General features: G+C 44.9%; 12 protein-coding genes. 5 read left to right on the plus strand and 7 right to left on the minus strand.

Annotated elements, in window-relative coordinates; translation table 11 throughout:
* The first annotated feature begins 2 nt into the window (after positions 1–2).
* Positions 3–1,277, plus strand: a complete 1,275-nt coding sequence (gene odhB, locus NSQ29_RS25565) for a 2-oxoglutarate dehydrogenase complex dihydrolipoyllysine-residue succinyltransferase (protein WP_076299889.1) — start codon at positions 3–5, stop codon at positions 1,275–1,277.
* Positions 1,278–1,680: 403 nt separating this feature from the next.
* On the opposite strand, the gene NSQ29_RS25570 is transcribed toward odhB, so the two are convergent.
* The 5 genes from NSQ29_RS25570 to NSQ29_RS25590 form a co-directional block, all read right to left on the minus strand.
* Positions 1,681–2,649, minus strand: a complete 969-nt coding sequence (locus tag NSQ29_RS25570; protein WP_341126401.1) for a hypothetical protein — start codon at positions 2,647–2,649, stop codon at positions 1,681–1,683.
* Entirely contained in the window at positions 2,610–3,218 is a 609-nt protein-coding gene (locus tag NSQ29_RS25575; RefSeq protein ID WP_341126402.1) for an RNA polymerase sigma factor, read from the minus strand. The genes NSQ29_RS25570 and NSQ29_RS25575 overlap by 40 nt, the downstream gene beginning before the upstream one ends.
* A gap of 334 nt (positions 3,219–3,552) precedes the next feature.
* Positions 3,553–4,791 carry an L-lactate MFS transporter gene (locus NSQ29_RS25580; protein ID WP_339268334.1) on the minus strand — a complete coding sequence of 413 codons (1,239 nt, stop codon included), beginning with the start codon at positions 4,789–4,791 and terminating at the stop codon, positions 3,553–3,555.
* A gap of 138 nt (positions 4,792–4,929) precedes the next feature.
* Positions 4,930–5,658 (minus strand): LytR/AlgR family response regulator transcription factor, encoded by a 729-nt coding sequence (locus NSQ29_RS25585; protein WP_042184277.1) that lies wholly within the window; start codon positions 5,656–5,658, stop codon positions 4,930–4,932.
* The gene (locus NSQ29_RS25590; protein ID WP_341126811.1) at positions 5,655–7,259 is read right to left on the minus strand and encodes a sensor histidine kinase; all 1,605 of its coding nucleotides are present in this window, start codon (positions 7,257–7,259) and stop codon (positions 5,655–5,657) included. Before NSQ29_RS25590 ends, NSQ29_RS25585 begins: the two co-directional genes overlap by 4 nt.
* A 262-nt stretch (positions 7,260–7,521) precedes the next feature.
* Between NSQ29_RS25590 and NSQ29_RS25595 the strand changes: the two genes are divergently transcribed.
* Positions 7,522–8,037 carry a nucleotidyltransferase family protein gene (locus NSQ29_RS25595; RefSeq protein ID WP_149646368.1) on the plus strand — a complete coding sequence of 172 codons (516 nt, stop codon included), beginning with the start codon at positions 7,522–7,524 and terminating at the stop codon, positions 8,035–8,037.
* Between the two features lie 51 nt (positions 8,038–8,088).
* On the opposite strand, the gene NSQ29_RS25600 is transcribed toward NSQ29_RS25595, so the two are convergent.
* Positions 8,089–9,606, minus strand: coding sequence for a methyl-accepting chemotaxis protein (locus NSQ29_RS25600; RefSeq protein WP_341126403.1), 1,518 nt, complete (start codon positions 9,604–9,606; stop codon positions 8,089–8,091).
* 244 nt (positions 9,607–9,850) lie between these two features.
* Here NSQ29_RS25600 and NSQ29_RS25605 point away from each other — a divergent pair, with 244 nt between their 5' ends.
* The gene (locus NSQ29_RS25605) at positions 9,851–10,945 is read left to right on the plus strand and encodes a GGDEF domain-containing protein (RefSeq protein WP_341126404.1); all 1,095 of its coding nucleotides are present in this window, start codon (positions 9,851–9,853) and stop codon (positions 10,943–10,945) included.
* 171 nt (positions 10,946–11,116) lie between these two features.
* Here the strand turns inward: NSQ29_RS25605 and NSQ29_RS25610 are convergent, their stop codons facing one another.
* A complete protein-coding gene (locus NSQ29_RS25610) occupies positions 11,117–14,239 on the minus strand; it encodes an EAL domain-containing protein (RefSeq protein WP_341126405.1) in 3,123 nt (1,040 codons plus the stop codon).
* Between the two features lie 291 nt (positions 14,240–14,530).
* On the opposite strand from NSQ29_RS25610, the gene NSQ29_RS25615 reads away from it, so the two are divergent.
* Positions 14,531–14,674, plus strand: a complete 144-nt coding sequence (locus tag NSQ29_RS25615; protein ID WP_167348483.1) for a hypothetical protein — start codon at positions 14,531–14,533, stop codon at positions 14,672–14,674.
* 171 nt (positions 14,675–14,845) lie between these two features.
* A complete protein-coding gene (locus NSQ29_RS25620; RefSeq protein WP_341126406.1) occupies positions 14,846–17,173 on the plus strand; it encodes a septation ring formation regulator EzrA in 2,328 nt (775 codons plus the stop codon).
* The last annotated feature ends 86 nt before the right edge of the window (positions 17,174–17,259 follow it).

Genomic DNA, 17,259 nt, shown 5'->3' on the forward strand with positions numbered 1-17,259 from the left:
CTGTGTCAGAAATCTTAGTACCCGATCTGGGAGAATCTATATCCGAAGGAACCATCTACAAATGGCTGGTTAAAGAAGGCGACACGGTAGGTCAAGGTGATGTGCTTGCTGAGTTAGAGACGGATAAAGTGAATTTGGAAATTAGTGCGGAGGTGGAGGGTGTCATCTCCTCCATCCTACGTCAAGCGGGCGAGAACGTAGCCGTTGGCGAAGCCATCGGCATCATTGGAGCCGCTAGCGGTAGTACACCGCAGGCCGCTGAGAGCAAAGCGCCTGAAGCGGCACCGGCAAGCGGCAGCGCAGCAGCCGCACCTGTAGCAGCGCCCGAAGTCGCTGTAGCGGGTGGCGAAAGCCCCGCTGCACTGGCATCGCCGGGCGCACGCAAACTGGCACGGGAGCGCGGCATCGACCTCGGCGATGTTAGCGCCCGTGATCCTATCGGCCGGATTGGTCAGGCCGATGTGTCGGGTCATGGTGCAGCAGCGCCACAGGCCGCTGCACCGGTAGCTCCGGCGGCACAAGCCAAGCCGGAGCCAGCGAAGCCGGCAGCGAGCAAAGCCGCGCCGGAGGATGGCAAGAACGTGGAGCGCAAGCGCATGTCGCGCAGACGGCTCACGATTGCCAGCCGCTTGGTAGAAGCGCAGCAGACCGCAGCCATGCTGACCACCTTCAACGAGGTGGACATGACAGCGATCCTCGACATCCGCAAGCGCCGCAAGGATGCTTTTAAAGAGAAGCATGAAGTAGGACTAGGCTTCATGTCCTTCTTCACCAAAGCCGTGATCGGTGCGCTGAAGACCTACCCTCTGCTGAACGCAGAGATTGACGGTGAAGATCTGGTCGTTAAGAAATTCTACGATATCGGTATTGCCGTTGCAGCTAAGGAAGGTCTGGTGGTTCCGGTTGTCCGTGACGCAGATCGCCTCAGTTTCCCGGAAATCGAACGTCAGATTGGTGAACTCGCTTCCAAGGCACGCGCTAATACACTTAGTCTCTCCGAGCTTCAAGGCGGTACGTTCACTATCACCAACGGCGGTGTATTCGGTTCCCTATTATCCACCCCGATTCTGAATACCCCTCAAGTAGGTATTCTAGGGATGCATAAGATTCAATTGCGTCCAATTGCGCTGGACGAAGAAAGAACCGTTAACCGTCCAATGATGTATATCGCCCTTTCCTACGATCACCGGATCGTTGACGGCTCTGAAGCGGTTAGCTTCCTCGTCAAAGTGAAGGAATTGCTGGAAGATCCAGAAGCACTGCTGCTGGAAGGCTAACCCTGATCGATCTTCCGACTTAAGAATATAAAGAAGGTATCCCTAAAGCTTCGCATTAGGGATACCTTCTTTTATATCTGAATCAACTTTTGAGATGAAGTATTTCATAAGTACAAGGTGAATCATGAATCCCTAGGATAAAAAGTCCGGCGTTGTCGGGAATGCTTCCTACCTTTCATATGATCTAACTGTATTTTATACACTTATTTATTTCTGATCTCCCATATCCTCTTCCTTAATTGCATTCTCTACAACTAAAATCCGTAAAAACGTTTATTTCCACTAATTTAACCAGTAATAGCTGTATTAAATACAACTACAGGGCTTATATAAAGGTATTAGTTAACTTTAATTGTATATAGTACAACTAACTTAGCGCATGCAACTACAAGACTATAAGAATCTACTTCAACAGCTCCCCAGCCAACTGTAAAAATTGCTCCTTACTCAAAATCTTATCTCCGTAGCTGCTGAGTGTATAATACGCATCCTGCTTCTCGTTATACCAATTCAGATAATCGTAGCTTACCTCTTCCTTCACTACTTTGTTATAGATCACTTCTGTGCCAGCCACTATAATCTTATCCGCTTGATTCTCAGGTTCTTGCTCCACGAACACTTTCCCGCCATGCATGATCGTGGCAGAGATACCTATAAAAGCATTATTCTTCGAATAAATTGCACTGATCCAGCCTGGTTCCGACCAAGGTATAGCCTTCATAAATAAATTACTACTTCCCTTATCTTTGTTTGCTTGGGCAGTAAGATCTTGTAACGTCTCCTGATATAGAGAACTGTTCTTCTCCGCATCCGTAGTCGGATGATTAGGGTTTATAACCCCATATTCAAAAGCATACCCTGCTGCCAATGCAGGAAGCATCGGCGCCCCTGTCCGCTTGATTTCCTTCAAAAAATCAGAATATTCGCCTATCCGTTGCTCTTTATACTTAAAAGACAATTCTGTTGCCAAGCCTGCTGCGCCTGCATTATTGTTCACAAGATAGGCGATCAATTCTCCCGGTTTAGCGAAAGCATCTACTTTCTGTGCATACTTATCATAGGAAGCTACTCCTGCAGATTCATTCGGCGCAACATGCTGAACCTTTACTACGCCTTCACTATTGCGGATCTGTATATATTCCGATGCAGCATACGCTGTCACTGAGATCATCAGGAACAAGGCTAACATACTGGCAATTGCCGTTGTTTTATTCATCGTCTTCAGCGAGAGCGAGAACAATCGCTTTCGATCTGACATGCCACGGATATGTCCCATAACCTCCTCTTCTACATCGATCTCACCCAGAAGTTCATTGCCGGCTGAGGCATACATTACATCTCGGTATTCATCGCTGATTGTGGTTCGTTCCATCTGATCTCCTCCTCCAATTTCATAGCTTCCTGCACCTTCCGCTTGATCCGGTTCATTCTCTTCGTCAGTGCATTGGGACTGACCCCAAGAATTTCGCTTATCTCTGCATAAGTCTTTTCTTCAAACACCCGCAGAATAAGCATATTCCTCTCTTCCAGCGACAACTGTGCTAAAGCGGCTGACAATGAGGGATTAAACAACCGATCATCCAGCTCTTGTTCAGGACTTGCAGACATAAAATCAGGCTTGAAGATACTCATGACTCGCTTTTGCAAACGCCGTCTACGCAGCAGGTTTAAGCAATGATGATACGCGATTCGATAGAGCCATGCCGAGAAATGCATCTGCGGCTTGTATTGATGGATAGATTGATAGCCTTTTACCAAAACATCCTGAACTGCGTCCTCCGCATCCTGCTTGTTTTCTAACAAACGATAGCAATAGCGGTAGATTGGCGTTTGGAAAGCTCTAACGATAAAAGCATACCGTTCGATATTGCCCTTTTGAATACTAATGATTAACTCTTCCAGCTCCTTTGGATCTAGCGAATCCTGTGGCGTTGTAAGCACCTCCTTAACCTTTATATCTTCTATAACACTTGGGCAGCGAAAAAAGTGCCTATGTAAACCGAACTATTCTCCCAAATTCACTCCAATTATACACATGTAGAGGCTAATAAGAGCTATATAGTCCGTAACCCTAGCAGAATGAGCCAAAAATCAATAGTAGCTGCAATACGGACCGTGTTTCTGTAATATTCTCCAATGAGTAATTCATTCTGAATTCAGATCACCTTAGTTTTTTTGTTTCACATGCTCCACGGACTACTGCCCGCCAATAGAAAAAAGACGTACAACTGTTGTCAGTTTGTACGTCTTTGTTTAATTTATTGTCTTTTTACCTTTAAGCCGTCCGTTCTGTAGCTTTGAGGCGAAGCGCTTTCTTCTCTTTTGCTTTCTCCACCGGCGGTTTTAGCGAAATCGCGATGATGCAGGCCAGAAGACACAAGAGACCAAAGATCACGAAAGTAGGTTTAAACCCGCCCAGGAAGACGGCGATGAACGAACCTGAAAGGGCTCCAATACCGAAACCTTGATATACGATTCCATAGTTCTTACTGTGATTCTTAAGACCAAAGAAGTCACTGACAATTGCCGGGAACACTGTAATGTTACCCCCGAAGCAGAATGCAATGGCAGCTACACAAGTGAAGAACAGTCCGAAATTCAGCGTCGCATAGCTAAGGGTCAACATAGCGGCTGCCGTTACTGCAAGCGAAGCGCCTACCAGCTTCAAACGGCTCATTTTGTCAGACAAGGCACCCAAGATCAAACGTCCTGCTGTATTAAAAATTGCGATCATCGCTACGGCATTAGCTGCCGTCTGTACATCAAGTCCAGCCAGCTGCACACCGATGTCTTTTACAATACCGATCAAATACAGACCACACATACAAGCGGTAAAGAAAATAATGAATAACAGATAAGCTTCTTTCGTGCGTAGCATTTCTTTTACCGTGTAGTCTTTTGGTTTAGCGATAGTCGATGTTGCTGTTGCACCCAGTGATGCCGCTTGTACTGGAGCTTCTCTGACGAGTAAGGAACCGATTACAATCATCACCATAACAATCATGCCCCAATACATAAACGTATTAGACACACCCACCGAGTCGATCAAACTACCATTGATATATTTAAAAATCAAACTCCCCGTTCCGTAAGCACCCACGGACACACCGGAGATTAAGCCTTTATTATTCGGAAACCATTTAATTAAGTTAGATAATGAAGTGATATAAGCTGTTCCGTCTGCAAAACCAACGATTACACCAGCCAATATATAGAACATTAGAAGCGAATTCGCCTGAGAGCTAAGAATCAATCCTAGACCAAGCACAATCCCTGCGGCGGCAGTTAACCGGCGAAGACCAAAACGATCCTGCAATTTCCCTGCGAACAAAGTCGCAAAAGCGAGTGCAAAGCTCGTGATCGAAAACGTAATCGAAACAGAATTAAGCTCCCATCCGAATTTTGTTACCAGATGTGCATTGAATAAGCTCCATGTATAAATGGTACCTAGACCCATCTGCATAATTACTGTTCCTAATACGATAAGCCACCGTTTGGCGTTTTTGTTGTCCATCGTCGAAGTCATGGTCTATTCCTTCTTTCCCTCTCGTGATCTGCTACAAGAGCTTCTATTGCCTCTTTATTGTAGCTAAACCAGCGGATGTTGAGAGAAATCTGGCATGAGATGACGAAAATGAAGAATGAACTGCATTTATAGGCGCATGATCTGCCTGAATTCCTTTACCTTGCTTCGACTTACCGGCACCTCAAACTCCAAATCATGCAGGCGCAGCAAGTATGTATTGTTGAACCAAGGGATGATTTCCTTGATTTTGGACAGGTTAACGATATAGGAACGATGGCAGCGGAAAAAACGATCCTCCGGCAGTCGATTATAAAAATCGCTGATGCTGAGCGCCATACTATATTCCTCACCTTTAGTTATTACGCTCGTACTTTTCTCTTGTGCGGAGGCGTAATAAATATCATCAGCATTCACTACGATAATCTTTTCATTTTTCCACAGATTCACCTTATCACTAACTGGATTACGTTCCTCTTCCCCCTGTCTTCCGCGAGCAGCGAACGCCCCCTCTAGCTTGTGCAGCATAGCCTTAATGCGAACCTCACTGTAGGGTTTAAGAATATAGTCAAACGCTTCAATCTCAAATGCCTCGGCGGCATGCTCCTTATACGCAGTAATAAACACTATATAAGGTTTTACCGAGAATCTGCTAATATTCTGAGCCAGCAGGACTCCGTCGATCGAGGGAATGTTAATGTCCAGAAAAATCACATCTACCGTCTCAACCTGTAAAAATTTGAGTGCATCCAGCCCATCTTCAAATTGTGCGGCAATGTCGATCCCACTGTGAGTTTCTATTAAATAAGCCAGTTCCTGTCTTGCTAGCTCTTCATCCTCCACAATAATTGCTCTCATAGACCCTCCTTTTTGACATCAAAATAAATGTTCGTCCCTTTATCGAGCCTCTGAATCGTAAGACCAGTTCCATAGATGAGCTTGACCCGTTGATGTACATTAAACAGTCCGATCTTATTCTCCGGCATATCGCCAGCATAGACCTTCTCTATGGTTTCTTCGCTGATGCCAGCTCCGGTATCCCGAATGCCAACTCGCACATTATCGCCTTGATCTTTTACAGAAATCGTTACGGTTCCCGTCCCTCGTACCTTCAGTATGCCATGTATGATCGCATTCTCTACAAGCGGCTGAATGAGTAGACTCGGAATCCGAACCTGAACCTCATCAATATCATAGAGGACATTAAGCCGGCTTCCGAAGCGCGCTTTTTCAATCTCTACGTATTGTTGAACCTGTTGCAGCTCGCGCTTAATATCAATGAATTCATCCGTTAGCTCCAGATTGTATCTCATATAACCGGACAGATTCACGATCAGCTCGCGCGCCTTATCCGGGTTAATCCGAATCGAGGACGCAATCGCGTTCAGCGCATTGAACAGAAAGTGTGGGTTAATGCTTGTCTGCAGCGCCTTTAGCTCTGCTTTGTTCGCCATTTCTTTAATGCCCTCAACCCGCGATACTTCCATTAGCGTAGAGATCATTTGCGACAAGCCTACAGCCATAGCTTGTAGAGAATAAGTGATCTTGTGGGCTCTGGTGTAATAGATTTTGAGCGCTCCCGTCACTTCGCCTTTTTCCTTCAATGGAATAATAATCAGCGATTTAATCTCTGGATTCACATAATCACTATCGTCGTTACGGATCGTAATTTCACCACTGGACAACGTCACCTTAGTTTCTTCACTTATAATTTCATTGGTCGTAGTATAGTCCTCTTCCCCAACACCAACGTAAGCGAGAATAAGTCTTGTATCCGAAATAGCTACAGCGTCTGCACCGATATCTTCTTTGATAATTTGGCAGATGGTACGAAGCGACTCGGGATTAATATTGCGAAAATAAGGCAAGGTCTTATTGGCAATATCCAGTGCCAGCTTGGACTGCTTCGCCGCAATCCGTTCCTTTTCACCTTCCACACTCTGCACTAGCATGACAATCAGACCGACACTAATCTGGCTCATAATCATCGGAAAAGCAATTTTGGACACGATATCCACACCCAGCGACGACGGTTCGGCCATCACTAGAATGAGCAGCATCGTCAGGGCTTCACAGGCCATCCCGGCCAAAATACCGGCCATCCAGCGACGTTCACCAGAAGTGCGGCGGTATATTACCCCTGACACAATCCCTGCGGTAATACTCGTAATCAGACAAGGAAGAGAGGTTACCCCTCCGATATCAATTAAAAAACGGTGAACCCCTGAGATGATGCCTGTTATGAGTCCTACCCATGGCCCGAACAAAATCCCACCAGACACGATGGCGATAATTCGCACATTCACAAGCGAGCCTTCCACATTAATGCCACTATAGGTACCGAAGATGGCGAATAAACTGAAGATCGTCGTCGCTATGGCAAGCTCCTGCGGGGCGTAGGTTCCTTTTTGAAAAATCTCTTTAAACCGCGGCAGACGAGTCAGCACGAACAGACACATCAGCAGTAGTGCTGCTCTTTCGAATAATTGCAGTAATATCGTAAACGTATATTGCACGGTCACCGCCTCCAAAGGACTAGATGTCGACTTATTATAAAGATAGTTCATGCCTCTGTCCATTCAGCCTATCCTTTAATACCTCTATTGAAACTCTTGTTGTATGATATGAACAGAATAAAAGCATACATATACGGAGGTGGGCGGTTTGCAAAAATTAGAACACGAGGCAGATATCATACAGCTTGTACAAAATGATCCCTGGATGATGGATATATTAGAAAATGCTAGATCGCTGCAGTTACCTGACTGGTGGGTTTGCGCTGGCTTTGTGCGTGCAAAAATTTGGGATACCCTTCATGGCTTCGAAGAACGGACACCTTTGCCAGATGTTGATGTTATTTATTATGACGACAGCAATCTTCAAGAGGAAGTGGAGAAGGATTGGGAGGCGAAGCTAAGAGATTTAAACCCCAATGTTCCCTGGTCTGTTAAAAATGAAGCAAGAATGCATACCGTCAATCAACTTCCACCTTATACATCAGCTGTTGATGCGATATCCAAGTTTCCGGAAACCGCCACAGCGCTTGGGCTCTCCCTAGATCCATCAGGTAAAATCATCCTAGTCGCTCCACACGGAATTTCCGATGTTATTCATGTAGTATTACGACCTACCCCACATTTTACTGAAAACCCGAGCTTACTCCCTATTTATGAACAACGCGTTATTAAAAAGAACTGGCAGGCGACGTGGAAACAGTTGCAGATCAGCACTACCTAAAATAACAAAAAGCAAGCCCCCAATATAGCAGGGCTTGCTTTTCTGGTTTTATTACACCGCCAAATCGATACCTACTACACCAACGACATCTCCCTGACGATTCTTAATCGCTCTGGATAATGTAATACAAGAACGCTTCGTAATCGCTGATACATAAGGCTTCGAGACATATTGACCTTCATTTATGGCCCCATTCCACCAATCACGTCGCTTGGCATTCAAGAGGCCAGCCGCTGGCTCGGAATAGATAAAGGTCCCATCCGTCCGATTGGACCAAATGGCTTGTACATCCGGAATTTTTTTAATGTAAGAGGTCAAAACACCTTGATGAACTTCAGTATCTGGGTCGTACAGTTCTTCCTTAGCTGAAATTGTCTCCAAGAGACTCTGCATTTCTTGAAGCCGGGCAGCATATTGGCTCATCTCGATTTCTTCTCGGGCTGCTACGCTGGTAACCGATTGCTGCAACGATTGCGACTCCGCTAACAGATTAGCGCTGACTTCGTTCAGCTGCCCGATCTGGCTCCGCTGCCGTGTCACTTGTTCCAGCGTAAGATCGACATTGGCAATCGTCTCATTCACGATAGCCACTGCCCCACTCAGCTCCGTCGTCACTTCAACAATCAGCTTGCTCTGCTTCGCGGCAGCATCGATGGTTTCTGTTACGGCGCTGCCTACCTCATCGACTCTCGACGCGATATCATCGAGTCGAAGCTTCACAGTGCCGACCTCGTTCACCCCACGTTCCACTGAAGCTTGCTCTTTCGTCACGGATTCCAGCACCTGCTGTACTCCGTTATTTATGTCGAGCAAGATGCCAGAGGAACGGTCTACCGAGCTCTTGCTTTGATCAGCCAGCTGCCGAATCCGGCTGGCCACCACCGCAAATCCGCGGCCCTGTTCCCCGGCCCGGGCCGCTTCTATGGAAGCATTAAGCGCTAGCAGTGAGGTCTCATCCACAATTCCGTTAATAAGCGTATTGATCTCTTCTACCATCGCAATATGATTACTCAAGATAGTAAACTTAGCTAACATGTCCCCGCTCTGCATCTGTAAATCCTTCATCACAGCATCTGCGATGCTCAAGGAATCAACCATGGTTGTCATTCCTTGACGAGCATATTTCATATTTGACCCCAGTCTCTCCGTCAACTCTTCGATATGTGCGGTAACGGATGCTACTCCGCCCATTGTCTGATAAGCACCTTCAATATTAGCTTTAGCTTCGTTACTGCGAATCCGCAAATCCATCTCGTATTCATGTGAATAATCTGCTGTCCGCTGCAGCTCTTCTGTATGACGACTGATTTCTTCGAGTGCACCATGCAGTCGGTCCGAAGTAACTACAATCTCATTGCCAAGCAGCTCAACTTTATTCTGCGACTCCTTCAGCAGCGCTTCTTTGCGGTAACCGTAGCGGGACAAATTTAGTAGGACCCAGCCTAGAGAGGCCATAAGCAGGATGATTACCAGCTTATGAATCCAGAACATGTCTATCAACAAACTGTAAACACTGACAAGGAGCAACAGGACGACTACAAAAATCTGGCTAGGGCGAATCTGCATCATTATTCCCACTCCACTCGATTGATGTTATGTATTCTAACATTATATCAGCAGAGTTAATTAAAGGAAATACTTTCTATACTATTCCTTTTCGATCAGTCTTTTCACACGCAAATCCATATCCCTGGAGGACCTACACCAACGTTACCGTAATATACGAATATATTTGGAGATAATTGGTCGAGAGGGAATCCGTAATTATTGTCGAATATATAAGCAAATTGCCACTGGAAAAGAGGAACACATTATGCATACTACATCTCAAACTCCTCGTCAGACCCATTGGAATCGCGTGCTGCTTAATGCATTCTGGATCATCCTGATTGTGGATTTAAGTATTCATATGTTTGTTTCTCAATGCCTATGGGGCCAACATTCGGATACCCTAACCATGGGAGAGTTTATTACTCAGTCGCTGATTCCTGATTCCATCATATTGACTTTGATCATTATTCTGGAATTTATCTATAGATGGAAACCCTTATGGTCCGAGCTAGCTATTACAGTAGCGAGCCATTTATTTGCGCTTCTGATTATCATCAATCTCAATGATGAACTGTATGTAATGTCATTAATTATGCTGCTGCCGCTGCTTGTATCCATGATCTATATGAAGTCTAGTTATATGATAGCCTCTTCTGCTGTTTGTCTACTGTACACGATCATTTTATTCATCAAGGCATCTAATCACGGATACGTCCCCATCACCCAAACTATCATTATTGTTCTTATTTTTGCTGCTACTGCTTTAGCAGGCTTTGCAGTCATCGGTCGTGGGCGTGATTTGATGAGATCACTGGAGAACTCCGTAAAGTCAGAACAGGAATTACGCATTCAGAATATAATCATGGATCGGCTATCCAAGATCGATCCTCTGACGGACCTTTATAATCATAAGACGTTTCATGAATACTTAGGATGGCTGATCGATCATCAGCAGAGTAATCCATTTCCCATGCAGCTAGCCGTTATGGACATCGACAACTTCAAAAAAGTAAATGATTCCTATGGGCATTCCGTTGGAGATATCGTATTACAAAAGGTTGCAGCGATCCTCCTCGAGCATGTCGGTCCTGATGATTTCGCGGCTCGCTTTGGCGGGGAAGAATTTGTCGTCATTCTGACTTCTAAAACCCTTGATCATTCTCATGAGATTATGAAGCATATTCTAACGTCCATCTCCGATACCCCTTTTGCGGAAATGAACGGCAAAAGCGTAACCGTCAGTATCGGTATGCACGATTTTATAGGTACAGATTCCAAAAATTCTACATTTCAGAAAGCAGACGATGCACTTTACGAGGCTAAGAATACCGGGAAGAACAAAATCGTAATCGGCTAAAGACCGAACACAAGCAAAAACGCCTTCGACGTCCCTAATGGACGGTAAGCGTTTATGCGAGAAATATAAGGATAATATATAGCGTGAGACTTATAAATTCTTATATTTGAACAAATAAGCCCACGGATCTTTTCACGGGCTTGTTTGTGTTCATCTGTTTGAATCTGACTGCTAAATCCCATAGTGCCTCTGTGTTTCCAAAAGCTCTACGACTGCCTGCTTCGGCACAGGTCTGCTAATCAGGTAGCCTTGAACCTTGTCGCAGCCTAATTGCTTGAGCAAATCCATTTGAATAACCTCTTCTACACCCTCTGCTACAACTTTCAGTCCCATATTATGCCCCAACTGTATAATGGACTGCACAAAAGACTGGCTGTTAGCTTTTTCTGAGAGTGAATCAATAAAGGTTTTATCCATCTTGAGCGTTGAAATCGGCAATTGCTGCAAATAGCTAAGTGATGAGTAGCCCGTTCCGAAATCATCCAAGGCGATACTAATGCCCTTAGATTTAAGAAACTGCAGCTTACCCAGAATACTCTCAAATGATTTCATAAAAATAGACTCCGTGATTTCCAGCTCAAGACAGCTTGGATTTAGGCCACTTACTGCCAGACTATCCTGTACCATCTCGATAAAATCGTTCTGGAATAGCTGAATAATCGAAATATTGACCGATATTTTATAAGGAACACCTGTACGATCTTGAATACCTTTCATAAAGATGCAAGATTCGCGAAGCACCCATTCACCAATATCGATGATCAGTCTGGAATCCTCAGCAATTTTTATAAACGAAAGTGGAGATACAGAACCAAGCGATGGGCTGTTCCAACGAATTAAAGCTTCAAAGCCTGAGATGAATCCGGATTCGATATCCATCTGGGGCTGATAGTTCAGTTCAAATTCATTATTGTTCATTGCATTGCGCAAATGTTTCTCTATATTCATTCGTTCATTAAACGCTGTATGCATCGATTTGTCATAGACTACATAAGTTCCCTTGCCATCCTCTTTAGCACGGTACATCGCCACATCCGCATTACTCAAAATTTGCTCGGCCGTCTCCCCATCCTCTGGATAAAAGGAAATTCCGATGCTTAGCGAGACATACAGATTACTCTCTCCTATTAAAAAGGACTGCCTGAACGCTCTCATTATACGCTCTGCCAGATTCAACACAGCCTCACGATCCTCAGTACCCTTAATAAAAATGACAAATTCATCTCCACCTAGCCGTGAGAGCATATCTCCTTCCCGCATCAGTGACTGCAATCTCTCACTTGCCTTCCGGATGAGTACATCCCCGGATTTATGACCTAAGGTATCGTTGATGTATTTGAAATTATCTGAATCTAGAAACAGTAGTGCAAATTTCCCTCCCGGATGCTTTAGATACTTCTCCATGGTCTCCAGCAGACATAAACGGTTAGGTAAATTACTGAGCGCATCCACATAAGCCAGACGATGCATATGTTTCTGATTGTCTAGAAGCATATTATATTGTACTAGAAGCTCCTGTTGAGTAGTCGCGAGCTGCTCATAGGTCGCCCCAAGTTCTTGGTAGCTGTTGCTCAGATTAAGCTCCGCTTGCTTCCGCTCGCTGATATCAATCAAGGAGCCCATGAATAACAGAACTTCATCCTTTGGATTAACGGTAGCCTTACCCCTAACTTCAAACCACACGATTTGATTGTCTTTGGTAATCATGCGGAACTCCGTTTCGAAAATAGGTGTAACACCCTCCAGGTGATCATGTTTAAGCTTACGGGTTGAAGCTAGGTCATCGGGATGAACAATACTAAAAGCTCCCTCTTCAAACGAGTTGATTTCATCCTTCGTGTAACCTATGAGGTCATACCATCGGTCTGATAAATGAAATCGTCTCGCCTCCAAATCAAACTCCCACATATATGCACCAGAACCTTCTGTGGTGAGCCGGAAACGTCGTTCACTGATTTGAAGCCTATTAAATTGTTCCTGTAGATCGACCTCTGTCGCTGAGAGCTCTTCGTATGTAGCTTCCAATTCCTTATAACTTAGCTGTAGCCTCAGCTCATTTTGTTTACGATTATCGATATCCACACCTACAAGTACAAAGATATCGGCTGCTTGCTTATCAAGTCCTTTTAATAAGGCTGTCCGGAATGAGAAATATCGCGCTTCAGATGACTGGTCTGGGAGCTTAATTTCTACGTTGTTAACATATTCATTCCGTATTGCCCGCATCAAAAGATCACGGATTGCAGCCGTACTACCTTTTAGACCACCGATATCCTCAATATTTACTCCCAGCACCTCTTTTTCGCTTAAACCCGTCATCCGCTCAGCGAACTTGTTAAACCGCACTACCTTTTTATCTGTCTGCACCGCCCAAACTACCATGCCACTATGCTCTATAACATCCTCAAAAAATTGATGCTCTGAATAAACAGCACGCCGTAAACGATTAATATTCATTTTAAGCAGGACTCCACCCAGAATAAGAAGACAGAATAGAAGGATTGCTCCGTAAACCCATCTTTTGTGGATCATGCCTTTATAATAATCAGAATGAACGAAGAAATAGTTCTGGTACAATTCTTCAAAAGCACCCGAATGCTGTAATTCCTCCAATCTCTCGTTAACATAAGAAACTAACTCCGGTGTAGACTTATTGATTGCAAAAGCCACATCCCTGGGATAAAGATCATTCATTTTCTTAATAATACTGTCCGTCTTCCCCTGTTCAACGAGCAGATAATCGACCACCTCCTGATTCTCAAATAGAAGGTCAATCTCCCCTTTTTCTAAAGCCTCCAAGGCTTCAGGAATCGTTGCATATTCTACGTAATCATTAATTCCCAGTTTCCCGTTCAGTACTGTTTCAGAATACTGCCCGTTTCCTAGACCTACCTTATAACCTCCAAGCTTATTTAAATCGATCTCACCCTTAAGCCCTCGCCTTGCGTAGATTGAAATATAGCTTTTGAAAACAGGTTCCGAAAATAACAACTCTTGTTGTCGTCCTTCCGTTACTGCCATTAGACCCGCTGTTTCGATATCTCCCTGAACGAGCCGATTATATACATCAGGCCACTTCCCTGTACTGTAGTGGACATCGTAATCCTGCTTCTCAAAGATCATATTACTCAATTCAATATCAAAACCGGTCATGTACCCATCTTTTATATATTTATAAGGTGGATATTCCAGCTCTACTTGATATTCGATCTCCTTTCTTTCGGCGTGAATGGCAGTAGGAGGTAAGAGCATAAATAGAATGCTAATCAGAAGCAACAGTCTGTACTGCTTCATCGCTCATTCCCCCTTTTTACTGAATTTACAGTAATATCCTAAATGTTATTCGACAAAATATGGCAATACCCCTGCTTTTTCTTTCCTCGTCACATAATATACGCAAATCCCATCAATGAACCCTTCCCTTTGTAAATTATATAAAATTACGGATGCTACATTTTTATATTGCTTTTTAGATGGAAAATGTGGATAATAGCAATAATGATACAAGTTGATAATGATTATCATTATTAAATAAGTTATTGATTTCACTTTACTATATTTAAGTTAAAAGGAGACTGATCACCCATGAACGTTACCTCTACCCGAACAACACTACAGGTTGACGATTATCTGGATCTGCTCAATCTTGCCGTTAAAGTTGGAGATTTAAAATGGCAAAAAGAAATTAAATCCAGATTGCAATACATTCTTTGTCTGCCGACAAGATAATCTTTCTGAATATTCGCCGCATTCCTTTAGGGAATGCGGCTTTTTTTGCTTGTATGATTGGCAGCCATGTAAGAATAGGAGTATCCCCGCGTCACGTGAAGGTTAATGATATAGTATAATTATCAGCATAATATATTGAATACAAAGTCCTTCAGATTGGAGCGTGTCAGCTTGAAAAAGTATTTAGCTTTATTCTTATTGATCAGCGTGTTATGGATACCCGTTGCATACGCCGCCGAAATCCCTGCTGAGCAGGGATTAGTAACCGATAAAGCTGGAATGTTTAGTTCCGCAGAAGCGACGTCCATTTCTGCTGCTGCCACTGGAGATCTCGTTACTATGCATGTACTCACCGTAGATTCCTTAAACGGCACTCCGGCCGATAAATACGCCGAGGATACTTACGCCTCATGGGGACTGTCCACTCGCGATATTCTCTTGCTGATCTCCGCTGGCGATCAGTCCATTGAACTTAATTTTAACAATCCTGGCTTTCAAACCTCGTTAAATGCCTGGTCCCAAAATCAGGGAGGAAAATCAGGAATTGCTGCCATTACAGCGCTGCTTGATACTTATTTCATCCCTTATGCCAGAGAAGGAGACTTCGCTGGAGGGACAAAGGCTTTAATTAAAGCGGTTCATTCCATCGGGGAGAGTACCGGAAATGCTGGAGGAAGTGCAGGAAGCGGTAGCGCAGTTGGCAGTACGAATAGCGGTTTAGGGAACGGAACCTCCGGTAAACCAGGGAACTCGGTCAGTACAGGAAGCCGCTCCAGTAGCTCCATGTTTACGATTGCCGCCATTCTAATCGGAATCGTACTAATACTACTTGTGCTATTTATTGTGATCACAGGTCTACGTCGACGCAAACAGCTAAACGTACAACAAGAGCAGTTATCCGATTTGCTAGTACGGGCGAATCGAGCATTGGAGTCATTAAAGCCATTTCAAGGGATCGTTCAGGGAAAAACCGAGGTACTGGTAGAAGGCATTTCAAAACGACTCTCTGCAAAGCTCGTTGAAATCTCTTCACTGCAAAATGATGGGCAAGGTGTACAGCCACCCTTTTATCGTTTGACTGCCCTTAAGGCAGCCGTGGAACAATTACAGCAGACAGAGGACTCCTTCCGCGCAGCGCTTGAGGAGGAAGAGAAGAACATTGCTGTCATCAGTGAAGCTGATCGCAATGTTAAACAGCGAATTACAGAGCTGAAAGAGGATGCACCAGAGCTTGAAGAGCAGCTACAAGGTGCGGTTAAAGAAACTGGCTATGCACTTCAAGAAATTGTAGAAGAGCTCAAGGAGCTTGCCGAGGAGACCTCTAAGGCAGATCAATTGGAGCTTTTTGACCCTATCGCCGCACAAGAAATTACCGAGGATGCACAAGATCGCCAAGAAAAGATTGAACAAGACCTGAAGGATGTCGATCTCTACGATGATAAGCTAAACCAGTTCCCTACGGTATTAGCTGCAGTCCGTACCAAAATCACAAACATCATCGAGCAGAATTCACTCCACAACATGAAGGTAAAACCATTTGACCGTCTGGAGCAGGCCCGCGCAGAATCGCTGACGCTTGAAGCGCCGCTGCGTGTTGGAGATATGGATGAGGTGCGCAAGATTGGCGCCACTCTTGACCTTCTCCTGGATGAGGCTGTTGCTATGACAGAACAACAAGCACTCCTTCGGCAGAACAACCGCAGAGATTTAGAGACATTCCGCACCGAATGGAGCCAATTAAAACAGCGGCGAGACGGACTGCAAAGCCGGATTACCGAAGCACGTATGTATTTTGAAGAACAACATGTGTCAACTGTGGAGAACATCCTTACAGAGTGGAGCACACGCCTTCGGGAAGGTGCTAGTGAAGTGGCGCAGATTGAGAATTGGACCAGTGATGAGCGCGGCGAATATGATAAGGCCCACAATGCGCTAGAACAGTTGCTGTCCCTCCTAGATGAAGCTGCAAGACAGTTCGATGGCGTCTCACAAAGTCTAAATGCACTTCATGAAAGACTGGATAAGGTCACTCGCCTCTTTTCCGAAGGGCAAAGCCGGGTGGAAACGACCCAGCGAATGCTGCATAGCAGAGGATTATCTTCTAGAATTCACTTCGAGCTATCCTTACTGCCGGAATACAGTGCACTGGATCATCGCCTGGCATCCCGGCCTTATAATCTTGAGGAACTGGAGTCCCTTGGCCGTTCTTATGATTCACAGATCACTTCCTTTGTGAATGAAGCGAACCGACTCGTTCGTCAGAAGGAAGAAGAAGAACGACTAGCTCAATTAGCTATGATGAGAGAACAGCAACGTCGCGCGCAGGCTCGCAAACGAATGTCCTCTGGCCCTCCTTCATCAGGTGGATTCGGTGGAGGACGCTCCTCCGGTGGCTCCTCCTGGGGTGGAGGCGGCAGCGGTGGCAAATCCTCCGGCGGATCTTCTTGGGGCGGCGGAGGGAAGTCCGGCCGAAATTCATCAGGCGGATCCAAGTGGTAGACTATCTCCAAACAAAAGACTCTTCCAGCCTGCTTGGGCGGAAGAGTCTTTTATTATGAATTACTGCTTGCATGACGAAGAAATAG

Source organism: Paenibacillus sp. FSL F4-0236 (assembly GCF_038000135.1).
Classification (GTDB): domain Bacteria; phylum Bacillota; class Bacilli; order Paenibacillales; family Paenibacillaceae; genus Paenibacillus_AQ.